General features: G+C 37.5%; 26 protein-coding genes and 2 pseudogenes. 11 read left to right on the top strand and 17 right to left on the bottom strand.

Annotation, left to right across the window (positions count from 1 at the left end):
* Window positions 1-88 precede the first annotated feature (88 nt).
* From groL to BBROOKSOX_RS01970, 11 genes are all read right to left on the bottom strand, one after another.
* Window positions 89-1,720 carry a chaperonin GroEL gene (gene groL, locus BBROOKSOX_RS02020; protein ID WP_139659531.1) on the bottom strand — a complete coding sequence of 544 codons (1,632 nt, stop codon included), beginning with the start codon at window positions 1,718-1,720 and terminating at the stop codon, window positions 89-91.
* A gap of 11 nt (window positions 1,721-1,731) precedes the next feature.
* Window positions 1,732-2,019, bottom strand: a complete 288-nt coding sequence (locus tag BBROOKSOX_RS02015) for a co-chaperone GroES (protein WP_010646756.1) — start codon at window positions 2,017-2,019, stop codon at window positions 1,732-1,734.
* A 43-nt stretch (window positions 2,020-2,062) separates the two neighbouring features.
* Window positions 2,063-2,911, bottom strand: coding sequence for an RNA polymerase sigma factor RpoH (gene rpoH / locus BBROOKSOX_RS02010; protein WP_139659530.1), 849 nt, complete (start codon window positions 2,909-2,911; stop codon window positions 2,063-2,065).
* 211 nt (window positions 2,912-3,122) lie between these two features.
* A complete protein-coding gene (gmk, locus tag BBROOKSOX_RS02005; RefSeq protein ID WP_139659529.1) occupies window positions 3,123-3,731 on the bottom strand; it encodes a guanylate kinase in 609 nt (202 codons plus the stop codon).
* Complete coding sequence (locus tag BBROOKSOX_RS02000; RefSeq protein WP_139659528.1) at window positions 3,731-3,997, bottom strand: oxidative damage protection protein; 267 nt, start codon at window positions 3,995-3,997, stop codon at window positions 3,731-3,733. The genes gmk and BBROOKSOX_RS02000 overlap by 1 nt, the downstream gene beginning before the upstream one ends.
* The gene (gene murJ, locus BBROOKSOX_RS01995) at window positions 3,994-5,523 is read right to left on the bottom strand and encodes a murein biosynthesis integral membrane protein MurJ (RefSeq protein ID WP_139659527.1); all 1,530 of its coding nucleotides are present in this window, start codon (window positions 5,521-5,523) and stop codon (window positions 3,994-3,996) included. The genes BBROOKSOX_RS02000 and murJ overlap by 4 nt, the downstream gene beginning before the upstream one ends.
* Window positions 5,524-5,536: 13 nt before the next feature.
* Window positions 5,537-6,328, bottom strand: coding sequence for an acyl-ACP--UDP-N-acetylglucosamine O-acyltransferase (gene lpxA, locus BBROOKSOX_RS01990; RefSeq protein ID WP_139659526.1), 792 nt, complete (start codon window positions 6,326-6,328; stop codon window positions 5,537-5,539).
* Between the two features lie 11 nt (window positions 6,329-6,339).
* Window positions 6,340-6,783, bottom strand: a complete 444-nt coding sequence (gene fabZ, locus BBROOKSOX_RS01985) for a 3-hydroxyacyl-ACP dehydratase FabZ (RefSeq protein WP_139659525.1) — start codon at window positions 6,781-6,783, stop codon at window positions 6,340-6,342.
* Window positions 6,784-6,787: 4 nt separating this feature from the next.
* Window positions 6,788-7,786: a UDP-3-O-(3-hydroxymyristoyl)glucosamine N-acyltransferase gene (gene lpxD, locus BBROOKSOX_RS01980; RefSeq protein WP_139659524.1), complete on the bottom strand. Its 999-nt coding sequence runs from the start codon at window positions 7,784-7,786 to the stop codon at window positions 6,788-6,790.
* A gap of 12 nt (window positions 7,787-7,798) precedes the next feature.
* On the bottom strand, window positions 7,799-10,084 hold the full coding sequence (gene bamA, locus BBROOKSOX_RS01975; RefSeq protein WP_139659523.1) for an outer membrane protein assembly factor BamA: 2,286 nt from the start codon (window positions 10,082-10,084) through the stop codon (window positions 7,799-7,801).
* Window positions 10,085-10,150: 66 nt separating this feature from the next.
* Window positions 10,151-10,498: a gamma-butyrobetaine hydroxylase-like domain-containing protein gene (locus BBROOKSOX_RS01970; protein WP_139659522.1), complete on the bottom strand. Its 348-nt coding sequence runs from the start codon at window positions 10,496-10,498 to the stop codon at window positions 10,151-10,153.
* 72 nt (window positions 10,499-10,570) lie between these two features.
* Here BBROOKSOX_RS01970 and dapF point away from each other — a divergent pair, with 72 nt between their 5' ends.
* Window positions 10,571-11,413, top strand: coding sequence for a diaminopimelate epimerase (gene dapF, locus BBROOKSOX_RS01965; protein WP_306821327.1), 843 nt, complete (start codon window positions 10,571-10,573; stop codon window positions 11,411-11,413).
* On the opposite strand, the gene BBROOKSOX_RS01960 is transcribed toward dapF, so the two are convergent.
* Genes BBROOKSOX_RS01960 through pdxA form a run of 4 tightly spaced genes read right to left on the bottom strand, consistent with a single transcriptional unit; the run spans window position 11,410 to window position 14,307 of the window.
* Window positions 11,410-12,207: a symmetrical bis(5'-nucleosyl)-tetraphosphatase gene (locus BBROOKSOX_RS01960; protein WP_139659520.1), complete on the bottom strand. Its 798-nt coding sequence runs from the start codon at window positions 12,205-12,207 to the stop codon at window positions 11,410-11,412. The two genes, dapF and BBROOKSOX_RS01960, sit on opposite strands and share 4 nt — an antisense overlap.
* Window positions 12,204-12,578 (bottom strand): Co2+/Mg2+ efflux protein ApaG, encoded by a 375-nt coding sequence (gene apaG / locus BBROOKSOX_RS01955; RefSeq protein WP_139659519.1) that lies wholly within the window; start codon window positions 12,576-12,578, stop codon window positions 12,204-12,206. Before apaG ends, BBROOKSOX_RS01960 begins: the two co-directional genes overlap by 4 nt.
* Window positions 12,579-12,583: 5 nt before the next feature.
* Window positions 12,584-13,348: a 16S rRNA (adenine(1518)-N(6)/adenine(1519)-N(6))-dimethyltransferase RsmA gene (gene rsmA / locus BBROOKSOX_RS01950; RefSeq protein ID WP_139659518.1), complete on the bottom strand. Its 765-nt coding sequence runs from the start codon at window positions 13,346-13,348 to the stop codon at window positions 12,584-12,586.
* The gene (pdxA, locus tag BBROOKSOX_RS01945; RefSeq protein ID WP_139659517.1) at window positions 13,345-14,307 is read right to left on the bottom strand and encodes a 4-hydroxythreonine-4-phosphate dehydrogenase PdxA; all 963 of its coding nucleotides are present in this window, start codon (window positions 14,305-14,307) and stop codon (window positions 13,345-13,347) included. The genes rsmA and pdxA overlap by 4 nt, the downstream gene beginning before the upstream one ends.
* A gap of 320 nt (window positions 14,308-14,627) precedes the next feature.
* On the opposite strand from pdxA, the gene BBROOKSOX_RS01940 reads away from it, so the two are divergent.
* The 9 genes from BBROOKSOX_RS01940 to ppa all read left to right on the top strand — a co-directional run bounded on the left by BBROOKSOX_RS01940 (window position 14,628) and on the right by ppa (window position 22,819).
* Window positions 14,628-15,785 carry an efflux RND transporter periplasmic adaptor subunit gene (locus BBROOKSOX_RS01940; RefSeq protein ID WP_139659516.1) on the top strand — a complete coding sequence of 386 codons (1,158 nt, stop codon included), beginning with the start codon at window positions 14,628-14,630 and terminating at the stop codon, window positions 15,783-15,785.
* A gap of 59 nt (window positions 15,786-15,844) precedes the next feature.
* Window positions 15,845-19,363 (top strand): efflux RND transporter permease subunit, encoded by a 3,519-nt coding sequence (locus BBROOKSOX_RS01935; RefSeq protein WP_139659515.1) that lies wholly within the window; start codon window positions 15,845-15,847, stop codon window positions 19,361-19,363.
* Between the two features lie 530 nt (window positions 19,364-19,893).
* Window positions 19,894-20,163 (top strand): DUF3579 domain-containing protein, encoded by a 270-nt coding sequence (locus BBROOKSOX_RS01930; protein ID WP_139659514.1) that lies wholly within the window; start codon window positions 19,894-19,896, stop codon window positions 20,161-20,163.
* Window positions 20,147-20,557 (top strand): rhodanese-like domain-containing protein, encoded by a 411-nt coding sequence (locus BBROOKSOX_RS01925; protein ID WP_139659513.1) that lies wholly within the window; start codon window positions 20,147-20,149, stop codon window positions 20,555-20,557. Before BBROOKSOX_RS01930 ends, BBROOKSOX_RS01925 begins: the two co-directional genes overlap by 17 nt.
* A gap of 74 nt (window positions 20,558-20,631) precedes the next feature.
* A complete protein-coding gene (locus tag BBROOKSOX_RS01920; protein WP_139659512.1) occupies window positions 20,632-20,811 on the top strand; it encodes a rhodanese-like domain-containing protein in 180 nt (59 codons plus the stop codon).
* A gap of 18 nt (window positions 20,812-20,829) precedes the next feature.
* Window positions 20,830-21,039, top strand: a complete 210-nt coding sequence (locus tag BBROOKSOX_RS01915) for a hypothetical protein (RefSeq protein WP_139659511.1) — start codon at window positions 20,830-20,832, stop codon at window positions 21,037-21,039.
* A gap of 16 nt (window positions 21,040-21,055) precedes the next feature.
* Window positions 21,056-21,799: an elongation factor-1 alpha gene (locus tag BBROOKSOX_RS01910; protein ID WP_139659510.1), complete on the top strand. Its 744-nt coding sequence runs from the start codon at window positions 21,056-21,058 to the stop codon at window positions 21,797-21,799.
* A gap of 29 nt (window positions 21,800-21,828) precedes the next feature.
* Window positions 21,829-22,176 (top strand): ArsR/SmtB family transcription factor, encoded by a 348-nt coding sequence (locus BBROOKSOX_RS01905; RefSeq protein WP_139659509.1) that lies wholly within the window; start codon window positions 21,829-21,831, stop codon window positions 22,174-22,176.
* 112 nt (window positions 22,177-22,288) lie between these two features.
* Complete coding sequence (ppa, locus tag BBROOKSOX_RS01900) at window positions 22,289-22,819, top strand: inorganic diphosphatase (protein ID WP_139659508.1); 531 nt, start codon at window positions 22,289-22,291, stop codon at window positions 22,817-22,819.
* A 67-nt stretch (window positions 22,820-22,886) separates the two neighbouring features.
* Here the strand turns inward: ppa and BBROOKSOX_RS01895 are convergent, their stop codons facing one another.
* The gene (locus tag BBROOKSOX_RS01895; RefSeq protein ID WP_180323813.1) at window positions 22,887-24,152 is read right to left on the bottom strand and encodes an RNA polymerase factor sigma-54; all 1,266 of its coding nucleotides are present in this window, start codon (window positions 24,150-24,152) and stop codon (window positions 22,887-22,889) included.
* Window positions 24,153-24,258: 106 nt separating this feature from the next.
* Here BBROOKSOX_RS01895 and BBROOKSOX_RS01890 point away from each other — a divergent pair.
* Window positions 24,259-25,011: pseudogene (locus tag BBROOKSOX_RS01890) on the top strand (hydrogenase small subunit); the annotation flags it as partial.
* Here the strand turns inward: BBROOKSOX_RS01890 and BBROOKSOX_RS01885 are convergent.
* A pseudogene (locus BBROOKSOX_RS01885) lies at window positions 24,984-25,105 on the bottom strand (adenylosuccinate synthetase); the annotation flags it as partial. The pseudogenes BBROOKSOX_RS01890 and BBROOKSOX_RS01885 sit on opposite strands and share 28 nt — an antisense overlap.

Genomic DNA, 25,105 nt, shown 5'->3' with positions numbered 1-25,105 from the left:
TTTATTCTACAAGGAGTTTGGTCAATCTAAACGACTCAACAATTTTAAAATTCAACGCCGTAGAATAAAAAAAAGACAAAGTAAAAAATTACATCATGCCACCCATGCCACCCATATCAGGTGCAGCAGCGGCAGAATCAGACTGAGGAATTTCAGTAACCATTGCCTCAGTGGTAATCATTAGACCGGAAATACTAGCGGCATGTTGTAAGGCAGCACGCGTGACTTTAGTCGGATCCAAGATTCCCATCTTCAACATATCACCGTACTCATCTGTGCCAGCATTGTAACCATAGTTACCTTTGCCGTTAGCAACTTCGTTTAATACAACAGAAGGTTCACCACCACCATTAGCCACGATTTGACGCAGTGGTGCTTCCATAGCACGTTTAACAATATCAATACCGATATCTTGGTCGTGATTGTCACCTTTTAGTTTATTTAATGCACTAATAGCACGAACTAAGGCGACACCGCCACCAGGTACAACGCCTTCTTCTACAGCAGCGCGCGTTGCGTGCAAGGCATCATCAACACGGTCTTTCTTTTCTTTCATTTCGACTTCAGTAGCCGCACCAACTTTAATCACGGCAACACCGCCAGAAAGTTTAGCCAAGCGCTCTAAAAGCTTTTCTTTGTCATAGTCAGAAGTTGTTGTCTCTATTTGAGTTTTAATTTGCGCAACACGGCTATTGATTGCTTCTTTAGAGCCAGCACCGTCAACAACAACCGTCATCTCTTTTCCAACTTCAACACGCTTAGCACCACCTAAGTGTTCTTCAGTGATACCTTCAAGTGACAAGCCAATTTCTTCAGAAATTACTTCACCACCTGTCAAAACAGCCAAATCTTGTAAGATGGCTTTACGACGGTCGCCAAAGCCAGGTGCTTTAACAGCAGCGACTTTAACGATACCACGCATATTGTTAACCACTAAGGTTGCCAATGCTTCACCTTCAATGTCTTCAGCGATAATCAATACAGGTCTACTAGACTTTTGTGCCAATTCGAGTGTTGGCAATAAATCACGAATATTTGAGATTTTTGCGTCATGTAATAGAATGTAGGGATTGTCCAAATCAGCAGTCATTGCTTCTTGGTTGTTAACAAAATATGGAGATAGATATCCACGATCAAACTGCATACCTTCAACCACCTCTAATTCGTTATCAAAACCTGAGCCTTCTTCAACAGTAATAACACCTGCTTTACCTACTCTCTTCATTGCTTGAGCAATAATATCACCAACAGAAGTGTCTGAGTTAGCAGAAATAGTACCTACTTGTGCAATTGCCTTGGTGTCATCACAAGGCTGCGATAATTCACGCAACGCTTTTACAGCGGCCTCTGCAGCTTTATCTATACCACGCTTAAGGTCCATTGGGTTCATGCCTGCAGCAACAGACTTTACGCCTTCAGTTACTAAAGCTTGTGCCAATACGGTTGCAGTCGTTGTGCCATCACCGGCGATATCGTTGGTTTTAGAGGCGACTTCTTTTACCATTTGTGCCCCCATGTTTTCGAATTTATCTTCTAGGGTGATTTCTTGTGCAACTGATACACCGTCTTTAGTGATCTGTGGACCACCATAAGATTTGTCTAAAACAACATTTCTGCCTTTAGGTCCTAAAGTTACTTTTACTGCGTTAGCTAATATGTTAACACCGTCTAACATTGCATTTCTGGCTTCTGAGCCGAATTTAATATCTTTTGCTGACATCTTAATCTCCTTTATTTAATTACAGCAACAATGTCGCTTTCAGTCATCACTAACAAAGTTTCACCATCTACTTTAATTTCGCTACCAGCAAATTGAGTAAATAAAACTTTATCACTAACTTTAACCTCTAAGGCGATGTTGTCGCCATGGTCATTTTTTTTACCATTGCCTATTGCAACAATAACACCTTCTAAAGGTTTCTCGGCTGCCGCATCAGGAATGATAAGACCACTTGCAGTGGTTTTTTCTTCTTCTATTCTACGGATAATCACACGGTCGTGAAGGGGGCGAATATTCATTTTTTACTCCTAGTATTTATTTTTTAAAGATAAAGTGCAATGCTTAAGCTTGTTCCAAAGAACTTTTTACTTGTTGCATGGCTTTGTTTTCAAGTTGGCGGACTCTTTCAGCAGAAACACCATACTTGTGTGCTAAAGTATGTAGGGTCGTTTTTTCTTCTTTCAAGTATCTAGACTGTAAAATATCTAAACTTCTTTCATCTAGTGCAGAAAGTGCTTTGTAAAGTTGCTGTTGTTGTTGTTTTTGTGTGTCATCGCTAAGTAGTAATTGCTCAGGCGTTTTCGTGTTGGTATTGGTTAAATAGCGTTCTGGCGCTGAATTGTCTTCATCATTTGAGATTTCAAAGGTAACATCATTAAATTGTAAGCGTGATTCCATTTCTAATACATCTTTAGGGCGCACACCAAGTTCATCAGCAATTTCCTGTGCTTGCTTTTCATTTAATGATTGATAAATATTTGCTTTTGCTTTTTTAAGCTTAAAAAATAATTTGCGCTGTGCTTTGGTAGTGGCAACCTTAACAATCTTCCAGTTTTTAAAAACAAACTCGTGAATTTCAGCACGAATCCAGTAAACGGCATAAGAAGCAAGACGCACATTTTTATAAGGGTTAAACTTTTTAACCGCTTTCATTAAACCAATGGTGCCTTCTTGAATTAAATCCGCTTGTTCTAAGCCATAACCCTTGTAGCCATGTGCGATAAAAGCCACAAAGCGTATATGTGATAATACTAACTTTCTAGCAGCACTTAAATCGTGGTTTTCATAGAGTTCAACGGCCAAATCATGCTCTTCTTGTGCCGATAAAATCGGCGGGTACTTCTGAACACTAACATCTTGCGTGTTTGCGCTAAAAGTTTGAGTAGTGGGTAGTGCAAAATCTTGATTCATAACATTAAAAAACAATAAAATAGACTAATATTATACTGAGACCTTTGCATAAATAGGAACAATCATCAAAAACCCACTTTTCACCCACTTGGCGATTTTTTAAACCCAGCCTTAGCCCTGCTAGGGCAAGGTTTAAAGAAATCACCCATTGGGCAAAAATTGGATTTTGCTAATCATCCCTATTTATGCAAAGGCCTCACTATTATTAGTGCTATCTAATAAGGGCTTTAAGTAAATCTTGATGTTTGATTGATTGCTGGTTAATATTTAGGCGTTGTGAATGGATAATAGTGGATAACTCATTAAGTGCAATATCAAAATCATCATTAACCACCAAATAATCAAATTCGTCATAATGTTGCATTTCACTAACCGCTTCTTTCATTCTGCGCTCAATAATTGCTGAATTGTCTTGCCCTCTATCGGTTAAACGCTCTCTTAGTGCCTCAACAGAAGGTGGAATGATAAAGATGCTGATGATATCTGGAAAACTTTTTTCCACTTGTCTAGCACCTTGCCAATCAATTTCTAAAATGACATCTTGATTTTGTGCGAGTAAGTCTTTGAGCGTTTGTTTGGCGCTGCCGTAGTAATTGTCAAATACACAGGCTGATTCAATAAAATCATTGTTATTGTTGATTTCGTTAAATTCATTTTTAGACACAAAGAAATAGTTTTTCCCGTGTACTTCACCTGGTCGAGCTGCACGCGTGGTGTGCGAAACTGACACGCAAAGATTTTTCGTTTTTTTAATCAGCGCTTTAACTAAAGAGGTTTTTCCACAACCAGAAGGCGCAGCAACAATAAATAGATTTGACATTACTCTTTTGTATAGCCTGCAATGTCATCAGCACCCTCTACTGAGAAGAAAAACTTTTCCATTTGTTCTTTTAGATAGCTTTGTGCATTTTCATCAAGCATATTAAGGTTATTTTCGTTGATTAGCATGGTCTGGTGGTCTAACCATTGTTGCCAGCCTTGCTTAGAAACATTAGCTAGAATGCGTTGACCTAACTCACCTGGATAGGGCGCACGCTCTAATGCTTCAAGTTCTTTGTTTAGTTTTACACATTGGATAGTATTCATAAGTGTTTTGCCTTGATACCTAATACTCTTAAACTTGTAAAATAAATGACAACTGAAGCGCTGACAACACTAGCAATTGTTAGTGTTCTGTGCCATGCATCGGCATTCAAGTAATAGTTAATATCTTGGTTAAAATTTAAAATAAAGATGACCATTATAAGTGTTGATAGCAAAACTTTAAAAAATATTTTTAAAAAATCTTGAGAAAATGTAAAAATATTGCGTTGTTTTAGGTAGTAATAAAGCAAAGATGCGTTGATAACAGCCGACAGCGAGGTGGCAACCGCCAAACCCGTATGTGCATAATAATAAGCAAATACAAGGTTTAAAAATACATTGGCTGTCATTGCTATCACACCCACTTTAACGGGTGTCTTAGTATCGCCCCTAGAGAGAAAAACAGGAGCCAGTATCTTAACCATAATAAATGCCATTAGCCCTGCACCATAAGCCATTAGACTCAGTGATGATTGGTGCGCGGCAAAAGCGCTAAATTCTTCATATTGAAATAAGGTAACGGTTAAAGGTTCTGCTAGCAATACAAGTCCCAGACAGGCAGGTGCACCAAGGATTAAGCCGATTTTGAGTGCGTAATCAACGGTGTGGGTAAATTTATCCTCATCTTTGTTGGCAAAATGACCGCTGAGTTTTGCTAAAGCCACTGTTGCTAGCGCAATACCAATAAGTGCCAAAGGTAATTCTAGCAATCTATCAGAGTAATACAACCAAGAAACGCTGCCGCTAACCAATACTGTGGCAATCATAGTGTCAATTAGTAAGTTGATTTGAGAGACTGAAACCCCAAATAGGGCGGGTAGCATACGTTTTTTAAGGAGTTTTATAGCTTCATGCTCACCGCGCACTAAGCGTGGCATCTTTTTGATTTTAAGTAAAAATGGAATTTGAAATAACAATTGTACGATGCCGCCAATTAACACCCCCCAAGCCAATGCCATAATTGGTGTGTCTAGGTATTTTGATAAATAAACTGCACACAGAATCATTGAGATATTTAACAACACTGGGGTGAAAGCAGGCACAGCAAACTTGTCGTAAGTATTTAAAATACTACCTGAAAAAGCGGTTAATGAGATTAACAATAAGTAAGGAAAGGTAATTCTCAACATATCTGATGCAAGATTAAACTTAGTGGGGTCGGTATCAAAGTAGAAGCCCCATGCAAATATAAAGATAATAGCAGGAGCGATTAGCACAGCAATCACAGTTAAAATGATTAAAACTTTTAAGAACTTAGTGCCAATATGATTAATTATATTTTGCACTTCTGCTTCGTTATGGTTAGCTTTAGCGTCTCCTAGAATAGGGACAAAAGCTTGAGAAAAAGCGCCTTCGCCAAATAAGCGCCTTAGAAAATTAGGAATTCTAAAGGCAACTAAAAAGGCATCCGTTAAGTCATTTGCGCCAAAATATCGTGCCACAAAGTAATCACGCACCAAACCCAATATGCGTGATAAAAAAGTCATTATAGTGACGATACTGCTGGACTTTAAAAAAGACCTATCCATAATTTAGCTGAGGTTACTCTTCGTTAGGCCCACGCATAATGCCAGTTTTTGCACTGCGGATGCATTGTACGAATTGCATCACTTCTATATGCTCAGACTCAGTTTCTTCCAGCTCTTTAAGGGATTGGTCAAGCAAGCCAGGACTACGATAAACTACTTTAAAAGCACGCTTTATAGCAGCAATAGCATTGGGTGAGAAACCACGCCTGCGCATACCTTCAGCGTTAATGCTGCGAATACGAGTCTGTACGCCCGATGCCACCATATAAGAAGGAATGTCTTTGTTAATTTGGCAACCCATACCAATATAAGTATGCATGCCAATCATGCAAAATTGTTTAACCAAAGTAAACCCACCTAAAATTGCCCAATTTTGTATGCGCACATGTCCTGCGAGTGAGGCATTATTTGACATAATGATATGGTTGCCAATCTGACAGTCGTGTGCAATATGCACATATGCCATTAATAAATTGTTAGAACCCACGCGGGTGATAGACTCCTCTTTTTCTGTGCCACGGTTAATGGTGCAAAATTCACGAATTTGGTTGTCATTACCGATAATCAAGTTAGAGTCTTGTCCAACTTCATAAGTGGTATCTTGTGGGTCGCCACCAATAGAGGCAAATGAGTAAATATGGTTGTTTTTACCAATTTTGGTTGGACCTTGTACAACTGCGTGAGATTCAATAATAGTACCTGTATCAATCTCCACATTTGCACCAATAACAGTGTATGCACATATCTCAGCATTTTTATGGATTTTTGCACTAGGGTCAACAATTGCACTTGCATGTATTGCCATGAGACTCTCCTTTAATCAGCTGCTTTTTGTGTGCACATCAACTCAGCAGTGGTTACTATTTTTTCATCAACTGCTGCACTACATTTGAATTTCCAAATACCGCGTTTGACAGCCGTAACTTCCGCTTTAATGCGTAATTGGTCACCGGGCTCAACCATGCGTTTAAAACGCACTTTGTCCACGCCAACTAGCATGTAAATTTGACCTTCAATAGGTTTGCCAACTTCAGATTTAAATGCCAAGATTCCTGTGGCCTGTGCCATAGCTTCAATGATTAGAACGCCTGGCATAATCGGTTGCTCAGGAAAATGTCCAGTAAATTGTGGCTCGTTGTATGAAATATTTTTCAGTGCAACAATAGATTTGCCAACTTCTATCTCTAAAACTCTGTCAATGAGCAAGAAAGGATAGCGGTGTGGTAAGTAGTTCTTAACTTCTTGAATATTCATTTCCATAATTTTATTTACCTTTTTTTAGATTTTTAAGCTTAATATTCAGATACTGAGCGATTTTATCAAGTTTTAACAACCACATTTGTGTTCTTTTCCAATTTGAATGCAAGGAGATAGAAGTAAAGCCCGTGTAGTGACCTTGACTTAGATGTTTGTCTACCGTGCTTGAACCGGTTACAACCGTATCATCTGCTAAATGCATATGACTGGCAATCACCGCACCACCGCCGATTTGACAACGCTTGCCCAGTATTGCACTACCGCCAATAGTGACACCAGCAGCAATTGCTGTGTCTGCGCCTAAAATAGTGTTATGAGCGATGTGCACCAAGTTATCAAGGCGGACACCATTGTGGATTTGTGTGTCTTCTAATGTGCCTCTATCAATCACTGTGTTTGCACCAATAGTAATATTATTGCCAATTAGCACATTACCTAAATGAGCAATTGCATGCCAGTGACCTTGTTTATCTAGTGCATTGCCAAAGCCTTCTGAGGCAATTACCACACCTGCAGAGATAACCACATTATTGCCAATTGTGGTATTTTGCAAGATAACTACATTGGGTTGTATGGTGACATTATCACCAATTGTAACGCCTTGCTCAATTGTCGTGTTTGCACCTATGGTACAATTTTTGCCAATAATAACGGCTTCGGCAATGGTGCAACTATTGGCAATGTTTTTACTGTTAATTTGAGCACTAACATGGATGCCATCAAGATGATTGGATGGTTGTTTGAAAGAATGCGTAATTTTGGCAAAAGCTAAATAAACATTATCAACCACAAGCGCATTAGTAGGACAGTCGCCTAACAAATCCTTGGTTAAAATCACCGCACTGGCATTTGAATTGAGCAAGTCTAACTTGTATTTACTATTTTCAATATAAGTTAGTTGACCTTTTTTCGCCTTAGAGCTAGCAGACAAGCTGTTGATTTCTAATGATGCATCACCAATCAATTCAGCATCAATAAAACGAGCAATATCTCCTAGTGTATGCATTATTAAGGCGATTTAGAAATTTGCGCCTATCGTGAATTCAAAAGCATTGGTCTTATCGCCTGCTTTCTTTATAAGTGGTTTAGCTGCGTATACGCCTAATGGTCCCACTGGTGTTAACCAAATAAACCCAAGACCAATAGATGCACGGAAATCATTAGTACTAAAAGCAATCTTTTCACTAATACCGCCTGCATCAATAAATGCACTCACGCGCATATTTTTACTGTCTTCCATAAAGGTAACTGGCGAAATAATAGAGGCATTCATTGACATGGATAGCTCACCGCCTTTTGCTTTACCATTAGGGTATTTTACACCAAGAGAGTTAAAACTAAAGCCACGCACAGAGGAAGAGCCACCACCATAGTAACGCTCAAAGAATGGCAACTCTTTGTCGCCGTAACCTTTTGCCAAACCTATTTCAGCGCTAGTTTTAAGCGTTAAATTTTTAGTAAATGGATAATAACTTCTGTGTGAAGCGTCAAGTTTATAGTATCTAAAATCAGCAACGGGTAGGGCTACACTCATTTTAAGATGATTACTATTGCCCTTGGTTGGAAAATTGTAATCATCAAGTGTGTTGTTGCTCCAGTTTACACTTAGTTTGGCTTCAGTCTTATCATTACTTGAACATTGGACTTTTTCATAACCAGCCTTTGCAAAATTTTCGCCACAAGTGATATCCCTAGAAGAGAATTTAAGGTTTACACCAATACGCGTATCTTTTGTAATTGGAATACCGTAACCAACACTCCCCCCTTTTTCGTTTACTTTATATTCTTCAACTTTAAGCTCAGCACCTTCTGTTTTTTTAGCAAAGATGCCGTAACTAATGCTATGTTTATCTTTGGTAAAGTAAGGGTTTGAGAAGTAGACTTGCAGTTCTTTTACCGCTTTTGATTGTGCTGTTTTAGCATTTAGGGTGTTACCTGTGCCAAGGAAGTTTTTTTCCTCTATGCCAACATTAAAAGAAGAGCCGGTGCTGTTAGAATTAGACAAACCAACAGAAAAAGTTCCTGTTTTGGTTTCTTCTACCGAAAAATTTAGATTAATTTTATCATCAAAATTTTTAAGTTTAGAGACTTCCATTTTTACATCAGAAAAGAAGCCAAGACGCTTGAGTTTATTAATTGATTCTTCTAATTCCTCATTTGAATACAGCCCACCTTCGTAAATATTGATTTCTCTACGCACAACTTCGTCTTGTGTTCTGGTGTTGCCGGTAATAGTAATGCGGTTAATGTAGACTTTTTTATGTGGCGATACTTTGAATTTTAAGTTAATAATATTGGCAACCTCGCCTTCAGAGGTTAGTGCATCTATTTTAGCAAAGGCATAACCTTGATTGGTGTAAAGATCAGTGATAGCTTTAAGGCTATCAATAATTTTCTTACGCTCAAAGATATTACCTGTGCTAAGCGTTAGGAGTTTTGATAAACTTTCGCTGGATTCATTCAACATATTGCCTGTAAATTCAATTTTACCAACTTTGTATTTAGAACCTTCATCAACTTGAATAGCAATATCAATACTTTGTTTGTCCTTAGACAAATCGCTCTTAACATCAGTGACTTTAAAATCAAGATAACCAAGGTTGAAATAGTATGATTTTAGTGTTTCAAGGCCTGCATCAAGTGCAACTTTAGAATAGTGGTCTTTTTCAGTAAAGTAATTAACAATGAAAAAATCAGGTTCACCAATTTGAAACAAATTAAGTAAAGTCTTTTCTTCTTGTACTTTGTTTCCAGAAATATGCATTGATTTAATGCGTGCAACTTCGCCTTCAGAAATGTCAAGTTCAATACCAACTCTATTACTGCTATCAATTTCAACTTCTTTAGTGATTTTAATACCGTAATAACCTTTGCTAATATAGGTTGCCTTTAGTTGCTCAATGAGTTTATCCAGTTGTCTTTTATTAAAAATTTTACCGGGAGTTAGATCCATACTAGATAAAACTTGTTTAAGTGCGTCGTCGTCAATGACTTTGTCTGAGTGGTTGAGTAAATCAATATATTTAATATGTGGATTTTCTATGACGGTGATTTTTAAAGTTTGATTGACTTCACTCACTTCAATGTCTTTAAAAAATTGCGTTTTATAAAGACTACTAATAATTTCTTTTGATGTTTTTTCGGTGTAATCGTCACCCACTTCAACTGGCAAGTAACTGAGTACTGTACCTCGAGAAATAACATCAAGACCTAAGATTTCAATGTTTTTAATGGGTACTGAGATTGCCAGTGAAGAGACTAATAGGCTTGTTAGTAAAACAAATTTAAGAATGATTTTTTTCATATTTTAAGCGTTCAAAATGAAGTGAAATATTGATGCAAAATTATACATTAAAATTAAAGCTTAATGTTACTTATGAGAGTGCCCTGCATCCTTCAATCTTGTTAGGTAATCGTTCCACAATTTATCTTGTTCTGTAGCCAATTTGTAAAGGTGCTCCCAAGAATAGATACCGCTATCATGACCATCACTAAAAAATAAAACGACAGCGTAATTTCCTGTAGGTTCAATACGACTAATCGTGACATTTTCTTTATCTACTTGTAGGGTTTGCTGACCTGGTCCATGTCCTACCACCTCGGCAGAGGGGGAATAAACTCTTAGATATTCAGCACTCAGTGGGTATTTCGTACCATCAAAGGTAAGGGTAAGAAGGGTTTTGGCTTTATCTAAAGTGATATTACTAGGTGTTTGCATAATAGTTGTGAAAAGTTAAATTGGCATGAATTTTAACAGAATTTGACTTATTCATAACCATATGCGTTATAAGTGGATAAAATAACCACTATGAATATTAGCTTTACAAAAATGCACGGTTTAGGGAATGATTTTATGGTGATTGACGCTATTAATCAGAAGATATCGTTGTCTTCAGAACGAATTAAACAACTTTCAGACAGGCATTTTGGGGTGGGTTTTGATCAGTTATTGCTGGTTGAAAAAACAAATTTAAAAAATATTGATTTTAAATATCGCATTTTTAATGCCGATGGTAGCGAGGTAGAGCAATGTGGCAATGGGGCTAGGTGTTTTGTTAAGTTTGTTGTAGATAAAGGTTTAACAGATAAAACAGAAATTTTTGTTGAAACTAAAAATCGCAACATGCGAATAAAAAAAATGGCTGAAAATGCTTATTGTGTAAATTTAGGGTTGCCTATTTTTACACCAAAAGACATTCCATTTAATCAATTAAAAAATGAAAACGCTACCTACACTGTCGATGGATATCAAGTTGGCGTGGTCTCAATGGGTAATCCGCATGCAGTGTTAATCGTAAATGATATCAACCAAGAGATTGAATCTATTGCAAAAAAAATACAGAATTCTGGGGATTTTCCAAATGGAGTGAATGTGAATTTTGTAGAAATTACGGATAAATCTAATATCACACTTAGGGTTTATGAACGCGGAGTCGGGGAGACACTTGCCTGTGGTAGTGGTGCCTGTGCAACCGTGGCGTATTTAGATTTGATAGGCAGGGTTAACGCTAAAGATAAAGATATCCTTGTTAGCTTAAAAGGAGGAAAGTTATTAATTGGCGTTAAGGAGGAGGACGGAGTTTTTATGGTTGGCGACGCCGAGTTTGCATTTGAAGGGCAAATAAAAATTTAACAAGTAACTGAAAATATTTGCTTGTCTTTAAAGCGAATCATATTTAATGCACCACCCCAAGCACAACCTTTGTCCATTGGATAAACATGTGGCTGAGTGATGTTTGTCAAAGTTGACCAGTGTCCAAAGAAAATATCGGTATCCGCCAATAGCCTGTTTTCGTGTAAAAACCACGCTTTAAAGTCTGTTGGTGCGGTATTTTGCCCCATTTTATGCGCAAATTCTAAAGTGCCATCTGCGCGACAAAAACGCATGCGCATGCAAGCATTAATGGTATAGCGACAAGCCTCCATCTCCTTTAAATCACGATGCCAAGTGTATGGATAATCGCCATACATCTGGTTGATAAAACGCCCTACAGCGGATTTTTTTAAGTGTTTTTCTACCGTCAAGGCTTGAGATAAAAGTGTGTTTTTATCCCAGTTAGGGGGAACACCTGCGTGCAATAAAAGTGCATTTTTATGTTCAATCACCAAAGGTTGTTGTAATAAAAAATCGATCAGTTTCCCCTTGTCTTTGGCATTTAAAATATCACTAAAAGTGTCTTTGTTACTGGGAGTTTTATCACCCAGAGCACAGGCTAATAAGTGAAAATCATGATTGCCTAACACCATTTGGGCGTTTTCAGATAAATCTTTGATAAATCTTAAGGTTTCAAGTGATTTGTTGCCACGATTAACCACATCCCCTAAAAAAAACAATTGGTCTTTATCGCTAGAAAACGCTACCTTTTTAAGTAATTTTTGTAATGAGTCGAAACATCCTTGAATATCACCAATTAGATAATCGCTCATTGCAATGTATAGGGCTTACTTAGTACAAACTCTGCGATTTCAACACTAAAATTCTCACCTGTGTCACTAATCATATGATATTTTCCTTTCATCGTACCCGTTGGGGTTTTAATCATTGCCCCAGAAGTGTACTCAAAAGCCTCGTTAGGCAGTAAATGTGGTTGTTCACCCACCACACCTTCGCCAATCACCTCTTCTGTATATCCAGTTTCATCTTGGATCAACCAGTGTCTGCTAATTAAGCGTGAACCAATTTGCCCTTGATTGCTAATAGTAATGGTGTAAGCAAAAGCGTATTGACTCTTAAAAGGAAGGGTTTGCGCTTCTATCGGGGTAACTTTAACCGTAATTTTAATGTTGTTTTTTATCATATTATTTAGTATGTGTAGGTGGCCTCATATTCATTAGTTAAGACAATAAAGTCTTCCACTTTAAGCATTTCAGCGCGTTGTGATAAGTCAATAGTTGTTTGGTTTTGTAATAGCAAAGATTTTAAACAATTTCCAAGGGTTTTTCTACGCTGAGAAAAAGCTGCCTTGACAATTTTCTCAAAAAGTTCAGTGTTGCTAACTTTTGATGGTGTTAAGGGTTTGAGATAGACAATGGCAGAATCTACCTTTGGTGCAGGCTCAAAAGACTCAGGCGGCACGATAAAAACTAACTCAACTTCAAAAAATGCTTGTATCATCACACTTAGACGCCCATAAGTTTTCGAACCGTTTTCAGCTACCATCCTTTCTACGACTTCTTTTTGTAGCATAAAAGTCATATCCACCACCTTATCTCTGTTTTCAAGTAGATGAAAAAGTAGTGGCGATGAGATATTATAAGGCAAATTACCCACGACACGAAGAGGTGTTGTTAGGGTGCTTAGGTCAAATTTAAGCGCATCACCTTGATGAATAATAAGATTGTCTTTGTTCAAATTGCGCAACATAACAATCAAATCTTTATCGATTTCAATAACATTGAGTTGTTTGACGCATTCTAATAAAGGCAGCGTCATTGCACCCTGACCAGGACCAATTTCAAGCAAATTATCATTAAACTTTGGTGCGATAGTAGCAACAATACGCTCAATAACCCGGTTATCAGTCAAAAAGTTTTGTCCAAAACGCTTTCTAGCTTTATGCTTACTCATCGCTTAGACGCTATAAAATTTTGCGCAGTTTTTAGCGCAGTATTGAAACTACCTAGACTTATATTGCCTGTACCAGCAAGGCTAAGCGCCGTTCCGTGGTCAACTGAAGTACGAATAAAGGGCAAGCCCAAGGTAATATTGACGGCTTTTTTAAAACCCAAGGTTTTTAATACGGGCAAACCTTGGTCGTGATACATAGCTAATACACAATCCACACCTTTTAGCGCATCGGGCGTAAAGGCGGTGTCAGCGGGTACGCTACCAACAAGGTTAAGCCCCTGTGTATTGAGTTTTTCAATCAAAGGATTGATAATTTCAATTTCTTCAGATCCCAAATACCCATCTTCGCCTGCATGAGGATTGAGTCCGCAGACGACAATTTTAGGGTTGTGCAGACCATAATTTTGCAAGGACTTGTGAATAATATTTAAGGTTTTTTCTAAGGCGTCAGCTTGTATGTTTTTTGACACTTGATTTAGCGGTATATGTGTTGTTGCTAATGCGACTCGAAATCCATCGGTTGCCAACATCATGACGGTTTTGTCTACACCTGAGAGATGAGCCAAATACTCAGTATGACCACTAAAGTTAGGGTAAATGCCTGCTTGATTGATAATACCCTTATGTAGTGGGCCAGTTACAAGCGCTTGAGTGTTATCGTTAAGGCAATGCTGTGTGGCTAGGTCCAATGTTTTTAACACATACTCAGCATTGTTTTTATTGAGCGTACCAGCAATGACTTTAGCGGCTGTTTTAACAGGGTAGATACATAATGTTTGCGCGTTAGAAGTTGATTCTGATTCGCTAATTTTAAGTGTTAAATTAAGGGTTTTAGCCCGATCTAGTAACATATCAGGGTCGGCAAAAATCAACAAATCTTTTTTAGATTTTTCTTGAGCGTAAATCACTGCCAAATCAGGCCCTATTCCAGCGGGTTCGCCAGGGGTAAATGCAAACATTGCTTAATTAATGATTAAAAACGCTAATTATAAAAGACAAAGCCCGATACATTAAGATTTATCAAATAAAATAGTGATAAAAAACAGAGTGAGACCTTTGCATAAATAGGAACAATCATCAGAAACCCACTTTTTACCCAATTGGTGATTTCTTTAAACCCAGCCTTAGCTCTGCTAGGACAAGGTTTAAAGAAATCACCAATTGGGTAAAAATTGGATTTTGCTAATCATCCCTATTTATGCAAAGGTCTCAGAGTAAATGTTGTAAAATGATAGGGTTCAGATTTTGCTACACCTAAATTATTTTAATAAGATTAACTATGAATTCATCAATTGCTTTTTTAACGACACTGGCTTTATTGTTGCCACTTCCAAGTTCAGCGAAACCGTTTAATCAAGGTTCAAACCAAAATCCAGCAAACCTTAACTCAACTTATAACATCCAACAAGTATTCGGACTGTCACTTGACAAAAGGGCACTTTTAGGTGGTAAAGTTATTTCCTCTGCCAAAGTAACTTTATCGGCGCAAGTTTCAGGTGATGTGTTAACAATTACCGGTAAAGAAGGGGATATGTTTAAGCGGGGTGCTGTTCTAATAACGCTTGAGCAAAAATCTATCCAAGCACAAAGAGATGCGGTTTATGCAGAAATATCTTCCGCTAATGAAGCATTAAGAAATGCCGGAGTGCAATATTCTCAATCTATTGTTTCTCCAAATTCAAACAGTATGTTTGGCGGCGTTCCAGGTATGTTTTCAATGTTCACAGACCCAATGGTGAAAATGAGCGGAAGGGGGGATCCTGATTTTGACAAGTTTGCCAACCGCACTTCACGCTATACCAGCTATCAACAAGCAAAAAACAAACTAACGCAAGCACGGCTTAAGCTTAAGCAAGTGGAAGAACACCTAAAGGACGCAACAGTTGTTGCGCCTTTTGACGGTGTGATTGTGGTTAAAAATGTTGATCAAGGTGATATCGTACAGTCTGGGCAAGTGTTAATGAAGTTTGCCAATATCAAAAAACTCCAAGTTGAGTTAAATGTACCTTCACGCTTGGTAACCAGCCTAAAGCTTAACAAAAGATACCGCATTAAATTAGACATGGTAAATATTGTGGTTAACGCAAAACTTTCACAAATCTACCCAATAGCCGATAACAACAAACACAGTGTTAAAGTTAAATTTGATTTACCTGAGAATGTGCCAGTCTTAGTAGGGGCTTATGCGGAAGTAGAAATTTTTGAAATAGATTCAGGCTCGTTAATGCCAGTCATTCCAGAAACAGCCATTATATGGCGTTCTAGTTTGCCAAGCGTGTTTGTTATCAACCCACAAACTCATAAAACTGAATTGAGATTTGTGCGCCTTGGTGAGCAAATCAGTGATTACCAAAAAAGTGTTTTATCTGGACTAAAGATTGGTGAAAAAATCGTTACCAATCCTAACATTATGATGATTTCAGGGATGGATATTTAGTCAGTTTTCTGCATAATTATGAATAATTATCAAAATACCATTTTCACACCAAGGAACTGATGAAAAAACACGAACACATTGATGTCTCTAAAGATAAGAATATCGATAAAGATATAATTTTAGATGACTTGAGAGATTACGAGTTAGGCATTGCAGGCAAGTTAACCAAGGCCTTTATCACTTCACCCTTGTCTATTATTTTGTTTTTTGCCATGTTTGGTGCCGGTATTATCGGGCTTATTTCTACACCGCGACAAGAAGATCCGCAGATTTCCGTACCCCTCATTGATGTTTTTGTTGAATACCCAGGCGCCTCTTCGGAAGAAGTGTCTAACATTGTGGTTAAACCATTAGAGCGTCTAATGTCTAATATTTTAGGTGTTAAGCATGTCTATTCAGTTAGTGATAAAGGTCATGGCATTGTTACCATTGAGTTTGATGTAGGGCAAGAAATGACGCCTTCTGTTGTCAAGGTGCGTGACAAAATGTTGGCAAATCTTGATTTTATGCCGCCAGGCGTTAGAACGCCACTGGTCAAACCAAAAGAAATTGATGATGTGTCTATTGTTAATCTTACCTTATGGTCAAAATCACTTGACGATGGACAGTTGCGCTCTTTGGGCTTGGAGTTATTACAACAACTTGGCAAAGTTCCAAATACCAACAATGGCTTTGTTGTCGGTGGGCGAAAAGAGATTTTTCATATTGATGTTTTCCCTGGTCGTTTAGCGGGTTATGGTATTTCTATTCAGCAAATCTCAAACACTATTGGCAGTGCAAATGTTAGCTCACATACGGGTGATATTGAGTTAAACGGCTATAAAATGGAAGTTTACTCAGGTGATTTCTTTAAGAAAGTTGAAGATATTGAGAATTTAGTGGTGGCAGTCAATGACGGAAAGCCTGTGTATGTGCGTGATATTGCAGATGTGTATTATGCGCCAGAAGAAGCACATCATATGGTTAATCACTATAGTGGTGTTGCCAGTCCAGACAAAACCAAGGCAACAGGTGAACAAGCGGTAACCATTGCTATTGCAAAGAAGTTTGGCGCCAATGGCGTTAAAGTTGCTAACGATATTTTGGCTAAAGTTGAAGAATTGAAAGGGCGTCTTATTCCAGATAATGTTGAAGTTAGCGTCAGCAGAAACTACGGAAAATCTGCTAGAGACAAAGTTAACTCATTGATTAAGAAGCTCTTTATTGCGACCGGCGCTGTAACTTTATTGGTTTGGTTTGCACTGGGTATTCGCCCTGCAATTGTCGTAACACTGGTGATTCCAGTTGTGTTGTTGATGACTATTTTCTCAGCTTGGATGTTGGGTATGACCATCGATAGAGTGAGTTTATTTGCGTTGATTTTCTCTATCGGTATTTTGGTGGATGATGCAATTGTTGTTACTGAAAATATTTATCGCCGTTGGCTGATTGACAACAAAATTACGATTGCCACTGCAATTGATGCAGTGCGTGAAGTGGGCAATCCAACAATTTTAGCAACCTTTACTGTGGTTGCTGCCTTAGTCCCAATGGCAGCAGTCAGTGGCATGATGGGTCCATACATGGCGCCAATTCCAGTATTGGGATCAGTGGCAATGATGTTTTCTTTATTTGCAGCATTTGTATTTACCCCTTACTTTATTATGAAATTTGTGCCACCATTAGGTGTGCTGCATAAAATGCATGTAAAAGAAGAAAGAGAAGGTAAGATATTGCACGCATTCTTTCATTCGACCATCTCTAAATTATTCAGTGTTAAAGCTTATGGAATGGGTTTCTTAATTGGCTTGGTAGTAACATTCTTCTTATCAATGTCAATGTTTTATACCACAGCAGTGCCAGTAAAGATGTTGCCATTAGATAACAAATCAGAGTTTAGCATATCGCTTGATATGCCTGATGGTAGTGCGTTAGCAAATACAGCGTCAACACTCCATAAGATGGCACAAATATTACGCAAAATGCCAGAAGTAGTCTCTATCCAAACTTACGCAGGTACGGCCAAGCCATTTGATTTTAATGGCTTGGTAAGACACTCTTATTTAAGACAAAGATCATCAGAAGGTGAGATGCAAATTCAATTAGCAGATAAAGGTGATCGTGAGCGTTCAAGCCATGAAATTTCCCTGCATGCGCGTGAATTGATTCAACAAGTTGCACTTGATGTAGGGGCTAATTACGCTGTGGTTGAAATGCCACCTGGGCCACCAGTATTGCGTCCAGTAGTTGCCGAAGTGTACGGTCCTGACAAAGCAACACGGCGTAAGTTGGCACATGATTTAACTCAAATGTTTAAAGAATCAGGCACGATGACAGATGTTGATAATTTGATGCGTGATGAATATCCAGTGATTAATTTCCAAGTCGATACCGCAAAAGCATCGCGTTTTGGTGTGAGCGTACAAACCATTAAAGAAACTTTAGCAATGGCAATGAGTAGTTTTAATGTAACCACAATTCGTCTTAAAAATGCACTTGAGCCTTCGCGTGTTTGCTTAAAAGTGCCGTTGTCTAAACGATCGCAACTGTCTTATTTAACGCAATTACCAGTACCTTCACAACAAGGCGGCATGATTCCAGTTTCTGAACTAGGTTCTTTCGTTTATAAGAAACAAGACGATTTAATTTTCCACAAGGATTTAGCTGATGTTGAATATGTTTTAGGTGAGCCAATAGGGCGTTTAAGCGCGCCAATTTATGCAATGTTTGGTGTTGATGACTTGTTACTAGAGTATCAAACAATAGACGGTAAGCAATTACAAGGTGAGTATTTAGGTCCACCAGAAGACCAAAGCGTACCAAGCTTTGAGTGGGGCGGGGAATGGACCGTTACTTATGAAACTTTCCGCGATATGGGTACAGCATTTGCTGTGGCATTGGTGGTCATTTATATGTTGGTTGTTTGGCAATTTGGCAATTTCATCGTGCCAGCAGTCATTATGGCACCAATTCCGCTAACCCTATTGGGTATTGTGCCAGGGCATTGGCTATTAGGCGCAGAGTTTACTGCCACCTCAATGATTGGTTGGATTGCCCTAGCAGGTATTATTGTGCGTAACTCAATCTTATTGGTGGATTTTACGGTGCAAGAATACGCCAAAGGTGTGCCATTTTTTGATGCAGTGATAAATTCTTGCGCATCAAGAACGCGTCCTATTATGATTACTGCTTTTGCATTGGTTGGTGGCTCAAGCGTTATCTTATCTGACCCAATTTTCCAAGGTATGGCGATTTCGTTATTATTCGGTGTGCTGGTTTCAACCGTGCTGACCTTAATCGTTATTCCATTGGGTACACTGTCTGCAGGCGAGGAATCTTGTCGCAATATTGCTATTAGTATGGGGCTATTATCAGATGATACTAATACCGATGAAAAGTATAATGTTGAAAAAGAAGCATCAGCCTACAACAAGGATAATGCCAAAGAATGGATTAAAAGCACATTGACTAAGCGTAAAGAAGTTGTAAAAAATGTCGCTACAGAGAAGACCAATCAAGATGACACTAAAACCACCACCAAGTCTGAAAAAATTGACACTAATGGCTTACTCAAAAAAGAAGATAAGGGCGATATTTAAGTTAACTTTGGCTGTATTAGGGTAAAGTTTAAGAAATTCGTTAATCGAATAAGATCGTCATGTTTGTGAGTCATCTTTATTTATGTCAATGTCTCAAAAAATTCTCAACCTATTTACCCCTCGCTCTAAATATTTAATTTAGTTTTTAAAGTCGCCTCTAAATAATTGATACTTTGATTTTTTTAATGTGATTTGTAAAGCTTGCCAATTAAAATAGTTAAGGTTTTGTAATTCTTAACTTTCTCCGTCACCCGTCCACAATATGTCAATTGAGCGTACCGCAAACTAATATATTAGCGGGGTCGCTATCGTGGGCTGAAATTTTCTAAAATATAAGTTTTAAAATTATTTTCTACGATTTTTCGTAGATATTTGCGTGTGTTATTTTTTAAATAAAGATAATGCTAAAAATTTGGAACAGTTATTGCTTGATAATAATTATTGCTTTTAATTTAATCCGTTTGACAGAGCGAAGTATCTATCTTCCTTGAGTTGTGTAGAATTCTGTCGTTAATTTTATAAAGGAAAAAATGCAAAATTTTATAGTGTATGGACATTGTGATAAAGGGATTAAATTTAGACCTAGCGACTGGACTGAGAGATTGGTTAATACACATACCACAACTCAACAATCTAAACAATGTGTTCATGTTTTTAATATTAACGGCATCAAAGGCATTAAGGTGAAAACCTGTTTAGAGGAAACAAATTTAGTGCTACTGAATCAAATTTTAGATTTTGCTACTAGCAATAATCTTGTTATTAAATATATAGGGAGATACGATGAAAAAAGTGATTGAATTGACGCCAAGACAAGCGAGTGAAAAAATACAACAAAATAACCAAGTTTTATTTTTAGATGTGCGCTCTTGTGTGGAGTATAAATTTGTTGGGCACGCAGTGGGTAGTATTTTAGTACCTTGGATGGATGAGCCAGAATGGGAAGTTAACCCTAGGTTTTGCCATGCGGTATCGGCATTATTAGTGGATAGACATGACCCATTAAATACTGAAATTATTTTAATTTGCCGTTCTGGTAACCGTTCACTGGATGCCGGTAACGCTTTACTTAAAAAAGGCTTTAAAAATATTGCGCATATCACTACGGGCTTTGAAGGGCATTTAGATGCTCTAAAGCAACGGGGTAATTTGGATGGCTGGTGTTATGACGATCTGCCATGGGAACAATGTTAACCTTAATGCAAAAATAACAATATAAGTCTAATACCCACCTTGATACCACATTTTAATTTAACAGGAATATAACAATGAAAGTAATTGAACTAACCCCTAAACAAGCCTATGATAAGTTACAGCAAGACAACAAAATATTATTTTTGGATGTGCGCTCTTCCGTGGAGTATAAGTTTGTCGGACATGCGGTTGGTAGTGTTTTATTGTCATGGATGGAAGACCCAGAATGGAAGATTAATACTCGATTTTCTTAAGCGGTCTTCGCACTTTTGGTGGATACACATTATCCTTTGGATGCAGAAATTATTTTAATTGGTCGTGCAGGTAGGCTTTCAATGGAAGCAGGAGAACTCTTAATCAAAAAAGGCTTTAAAAATATCGCTCATATCACCACAGGGTTTGAAGGGGATTTAGATGCTAATAAGCACCGAGGTAATATCAATGGTTGGAGCCATGATGATCTACCATGGGAACAGTGCTAAATATAAAGGAGAAACTATGAATTTATCTAATATTCCATTATCGCTTAAGGCTTTATTTACGGGTTATATTGTAGTGGTTGGTGTAGGGCTCATGATGGCTGGAGCACAAATTATGCTAACTCACGGTCAATCTGATGGCAAGCCTGGGCTTTCTATTGATGATGTAATCTATAGTTATTATGGTAATCGCTCTAATTCTAAATTAGAAAATAAACTGAATGGCTCAATGAAAGATAAGGCGCCCGTTAAGGAAAGGTTAAAAATTATTAATTGGGCAAAACATGGTGCAGAACAACAAAGATGGAAAAATGAAATTCAGCCGATTATTTTAAAGCGTTGCGCTTCTTGTCATACTAGTATTCCTGCACTGCCTAACCTTACTAAATTTGAGGTTATTAAAGGATTAACGATAACAGATGGTGCGGTAGATATTTCTAGTTTAACACGCATATCGCATATTCATTTATTTGGCATCGCCTTTATTTTCTTTTTTGTTGGTTTGATATTCTCGTTAGCCGTTGGTTTTAATAAGTGGCTAAAAGCAATTATTATTTTTATCCCTTTTGCTTTTTTAATACTGGATGTTAGCGCTTGGTGGTTGACGCGTATTGATCCAGCCTTTGCTTGGTTAGTTATTATTGGCGGTTTCGGCTATAGTCTTGCTTCTACCATTATGCTTTCTACCTCACTTTATCAGATGTGGGTTATGCCATGGCGTCAGAGCAAAGATAACAACACAGATGCTTGGTTTGATGAGTAATAACTGGACTGTTGGATAAAAAAATAGTAATGATAACATTAAACTCTAAGATGGAATGGTTAGAAAAAAACAGTGATGAAGTGGCAAAGGCTTTGAAAGCAATTTCAAGTCCAGTGCGTTTAAAAATTTTAAGAGCGTTGAGTAATAATAGATTGTCGGCAGACGACATTCGAAAGCAGGTCGGAACTTCTCGTTCTAATATTACTCAATCTCTTATTATTCTTAAAAAAAATAAGATTATTGCACCATGTCATAATGGCAATAAAATTTTATACAAGATAACAAATATGGAGATTTTAAAGTTCATTACCAGTATAGAAGTGATGTTTTGTGCTAAAAAATCAAAAAAAATAGGGAGTGATAAAGGCGCCTATTAGGTACTTTGTTGTCCTGCAAAAAGACAACCTGTCGGTGGATTGTTTGCAACAGGTATTTTAACTAACTAAAAGGTGTGGTCTTGCAAAGCACCTTATAAAATAAGGAATAAAAATGCAAAATAGTTTAAAACCCGTATCAGCAGGCAATATACCTGATGAAGTCAATGTGATTATTGAGATACCCGCTCATTCATCGCCAGTCAAATATGAAATTGATAAAGCAACAGGTGCGATGTTTGTTGATAGATTTATCTCAACCCCAATGTTCTATCCGTGCAATTACGGCTTTGTACCAGAAACCTTAGCCGATGATGGTGATCCTGCTGATGTATTAGTGATTACCCCTTATCCTTTAATTCATGATTCGGTGATTACAGTGCGCCCTATTGGCGTTTTAAGAATGACAGATGAAGCGGGTAGAGACTATAAAATTTTGGCAGTGCCAACCGATAAACTCTGTAAATCTTATCATGATATTAAGTGTATTGATGATATTCATGTTACATTAAAAGACCAAATTGAGCATTTTTTCACTTATTATAAAGACCTTGATGAGGGTAAATGGGTGAAAATTGATGGCTGGGGTAATGCTGAAGAGGCTAAGCAAGAATTACTTGAATCTTTTGCCTCTTATAAAAAGTAAGCTCCAAAGGTCATTTGATTTTTTTAAGCACTCTAAAGCAAGTAATTATAATCACTTTTTAGCGTCATTATTTTCTGAATTTCATGTTAAATAATTTTCTATGACGGGCAGAAGGTATGTTTAATTTTTTTCGATATTTGGTTATTGTTCTACGACAAATTACAATCTCATCTTGCGTCAATAAATCACATATTCTTTGATCAGAAAGTGCCACATTTTCATTTTGAATAATTTGAATAATTCTGTATTGAATAGATTTTGAAGCGTGGTTGCCAACATTGGCAGAAAATAAATCTTGAATTTTAATCGTGCCAATAGGTGTTTCCATGTATTTGTTTTTAATCAAACGCGATAAAGTAGATTCACCTATGCCTAACTCAAGCGCTAATTGCTTTTGAGTTAATGGCAGCAAACACTCTAAACCTTCAATCAGTGCTTGAGGTTGCTTGGCGATTAATGCTTTGGTAATTTGTTGTAAGTATTGATTTCGATAAGATAAAAAACCAATTAATCCGCGCGCCGCTACCAGATGCTCATTAAATAAAGTTTTGTCTGGAATTTGATTGCGCAATGATAAATATTCTTTATTAACTGCAATGGTGGGCAATTTTTTTAGGTTAATATGCCAATTACCCTCTATTTTTTCAATAGAAATATCTGGGCGCATGTATGAATTTTGAATATTATCTAAATTATCCACAGGCGTTTTGGGTAATAACTTAATCGCATCAAGAAAATTATATTTTTGTGTTGTAGTCACTTGATTAATATCAATTCCATCAGATAGAAGCTGTATCACTGTAGATCTATCTGCGATGTCTTTACTGTGGCTAACTTGCAATAACAAGAAGTCTTGAGTGTTAAAAGAAGCGATTCCAAAAGGCTCAAGATTGGTTTGCATTTTCTCTTTAACTGCGTCGCATTGCTGAGTATTAATTTGGCTGTTTGGATGTTTTCTTAAATAAATATGCATGATTGTTTTAATGCTTACTTCAAGAAACCCGACTTCGGTTAAATTTTCAACCATAATGTGTGCAATATTCAATTGCTCGTTTGTTAAACCAAGGTACAGTAATTGATTTTCTAAATTGGAAAATAAAGACTCTTTGTATTCTAATTTTACAAAATCATTCTCGTTGATTTTCTCGTAAGTTGAAGGATATTCACTTATTTTTTCAGTATTTTCGGTAAGTACAATGTTTTCTTCTAAGGCATTATTTATCTCAATTAATAAATCGTCATATGGCATAGCCAATAGTTCTATAGAGTTTTTTAATGAGAGTGACAGGTTAAGATTAAAAGTTGTTTTTTGTTGTAATGAATTTTTTGGCATAGTTATTGCTTGTAATATACTGTAAGTAGTATACATTTTTTATAATAAGAGGAGATAGTTTATGTCCGATACAGAGTTAGCACAATCAATTGATGATAAATCACCAATTGAAAGTTTCTATGATGTGATGCGCAGGCAAGGCATTAGTCGTCGTAGTTTTATCAAATATTGTAGTTTGACCGCAACAGCCTTGGGTTTAGGGCCTGCATTTGTCGGTAAGATTGCTCATGCAATGGAAAACAAACCAAGAATTCCAGTTTTATGGTTACATGGTTTGGAATGCACTTGTTGTTCAGAGTCATTCATTCGTTCAGCACACCCATTAGCAAAAGATGTTATTTTATCCATGATTTCGCTGGATTACGATGATACGATTATGGCAGCAGCGGGTCAACAAGCTGAGGCAATTATTGATGAAACTATTGAAAAATACGATGGTAATTTCATTCTTGCGGTAGAGGGCAATACTCCGCTTAATCAAGACGGCATGTCTTGTATTATCGCTGGTAAACCTTTTCATCATCAAATTGAGAAAGTTGCTAAACATTGTAAGGCAATTATTTCTTGGGGCTCTTGTGCTTCTTGGGGGTGTGTTCAAGCGGCTCGACCTAATCCAACGCAAGCGACGCCAACGCATAAATTAATTACCGATAAACCAATTATTAAGGTGCCAGGTTGTCCACCAATTGCGGAAGTCATGACGGGTGTGATTACTTATATGGTAACTTTTGATAAGATGCCGACTTTAGATAGACAAGGTCGCCCTAAAATGTTTTACTCTCAACGCATTCATGACAAGTGTTATCGTCGTCCACATTTTGATGCTGGTCAATTCGTGGAAGAGTTTGATGATGAAAATGGGTAAGTGCCTTGGTCAATATCGAGCAGTGCACCTTGTGCGCCTTCAAACAAGATATTTTCATGATTGGCAATATGTTGATGAATTTGCTGCG

This window comes from bacterium endosymbiont of Bathymodiolus sp. 5 South (genome assembly GCF_900128535.1).
Classification (GTDB): Bacteria; Pseudomonadota; Gammaproteobacteria; order PS1; family Pseudothioglobaceae; genus Thiodubiliella.
The sequence above is the reverse complement of the archived record's forward strand: the minus strand, read 5'-3'. Positions and strand labels throughout refer to the sequence as shown.

What these genes read in the sequence shown, in the direction of transcription:
- groL (WP_139659531.1), bottom strand. Translation starts at nt 1,720, where the DNA reads ATGTCAGCAAAAGATATTAAATTCGGCTCAGAAGCCAGAAATGCAATG.
- BBROOKSOX_RS02015 (WP_010646756.1), bottom strand. Translation starts at nt 2,019, where the DNA reads ATGAATATTCGCCCCCTTCACGACCGTGTGATTATCCGTAGAATAGAA.
- rpoH (WP_139659530.1), bottom strand. Translation starts at nt 2,911, where the DNA reads ATGAATCAAGATTTTGCACTACCCACTACTCAAACTTTTAGCGCAAAC.
- gmk (WP_139659529.1), bottom strand. Translation starts at nt 3,731, where the DNA reads ATGTCAAATCTATTTATTGTTGCTGCGCCTTCTGGTTGTGGAAAAACC.
- BBROOKSOX_RS02000 (WP_139659528.1), bottom strand. Translation starts at nt 3,997, where the DNA reads ATGAATACTATCCAATGTGTAAAACTAAACAAAGAACTTGAAGCATTA.
- murJ (WP_139659527.1), bottom strand. Translation starts at nt 5,523, where the DNA reads ATGGATAGGTCTTTTTTAAAGTCCAGCAGTATCGTCACTATAATGACT.
- lpxA (WP_139659526.1), bottom strand. Translation starts at nt 6,328, where the DNA reads ATGGCAATACATGCAAGTGCAATTGTTGACCCTAGTGCAAAAATCCAT.
- fabZ (WP_139659525.1), bottom strand. Translation starts at nt 6,783, where the DNA reads ATGGAAATGAATATTCAAGAAGTTAAGAACTACTTACCACACCGCTAT.
- lpxD (WP_139659524.1), bottom strand. Translation starts at nt 7,786, where the DNA reads ATGCATACACTAGGAGATATTGCTCGTTTTATTGATGCTGAATTGATT.
- bamA (WP_139659523.1), bottom strand. Translation starts at nt 10,084, where the DNA reads ATGAAAAAAATCATTCTTAAATTTGTTTTACTAACAAGCCTATTAGTC.
- BBROOKSOX_RS01970 (WP_139659522.1), bottom strand. Translation starts at nt 10,498, where the DNA reads ATGCAAACACCTAGTAATATCACTTTAGATAAAGCCAAAACCCTTCTT.
- BBROOKSOX_RS01960 (WP_139659520.1), bottom strand. Translation starts at nt 12,207, where the DNA reads ATGAGCGATTATCTAATTGGTGATATTCAAGGATGTTTCGACTCATTA.
- apaG (WP_139659519.1), bottom strand. Translation starts at nt 12,578, where the DNA reads ATGATAAAAAACAACATTAAAATTACGGTTAAAGTTACCCCGATAGAA.
- rsmA (WP_139659518.1), bottom strand. Translation starts at nt 13,348, where the DNA reads ATGAGTAAGCATAAAGCTAGAAAGCGTTTTGGACAAAACTTTTTGACT.
- pdxA (WP_139659517.1), bottom strand. Translation starts at nt 14,307, where the DNA reads ATGTTTGCATTTACCCCTGGCGAACCCGCTGGAATAGGGCCTGATTTG.
- BBROOKSOX_RS01940 (WP_139659516.1), top strand. Translation starts at nt 14,628, where the DNA reads ATGAATTCATCAATTGCTTTTTTAACGACACTGGCTTTATTGTTGCCA.
- BBROOKSOX_RS01935 (WP_139659515.1), top strand. Translation starts at nt 15,845, where the DNA reads ATGAAAAAACACGAACACATTGATGTCTCTAAAGATAAGAATATCGAT.
- BBROOKSOX_RS01930 (WP_139659514.1), top strand. Translation starts at nt 19,894, where the DNA reads ATGCAAAATTTTATAGTGTATGGACATTGTGATAAAGGGATTAAATTT.
- BBROOKSOX_RS01925 (WP_139659513.1), top strand. Translation starts at nt 20,147, where the DNA reads ATGAAAAAAGTGATTGAATTGACGCCAAGACAAGCGAGTGAAAAAATA.
- BBROOKSOX_RS01920 (WP_139659512.1), top strand. Translation starts at nt 20,632, where the DNA reads ATGAAAGTAATTGAACTAACCCCTAAACAAGCCTATGATAAGTTACAG.
- BBROOKSOX_RS01910 (WP_139659510.1), top strand. Translation starts at nt 21,056, where the DNA reads ATGAATTTATCTAATATTCCATTATCGCTTAAGGCTTTATTTACGGGT.
- BBROOKSOX_RS01905 (WP_139659509.1), top strand. Translation starts at nt 21,829, where the DNA reads ATGATAACATTAAACTCTAAGATGGAATGGTTAGAAAAAAACAGTGAT.
- ppa (WP_139659508.1), top strand. Translation starts at nt 22,289, where the DNA reads ATGCAAAATAGTTTAAAACCCGTATCAGCAGGCAATATACCTGATGAA.
- BBROOKSOX_RS01895 (WP_180323813.1), bottom strand. Translation starts at nt 24,152, where the DNA reads ATGCCAAAAAATTCATTACAACAAAAAACAACTTTTAATCTTAACCTG.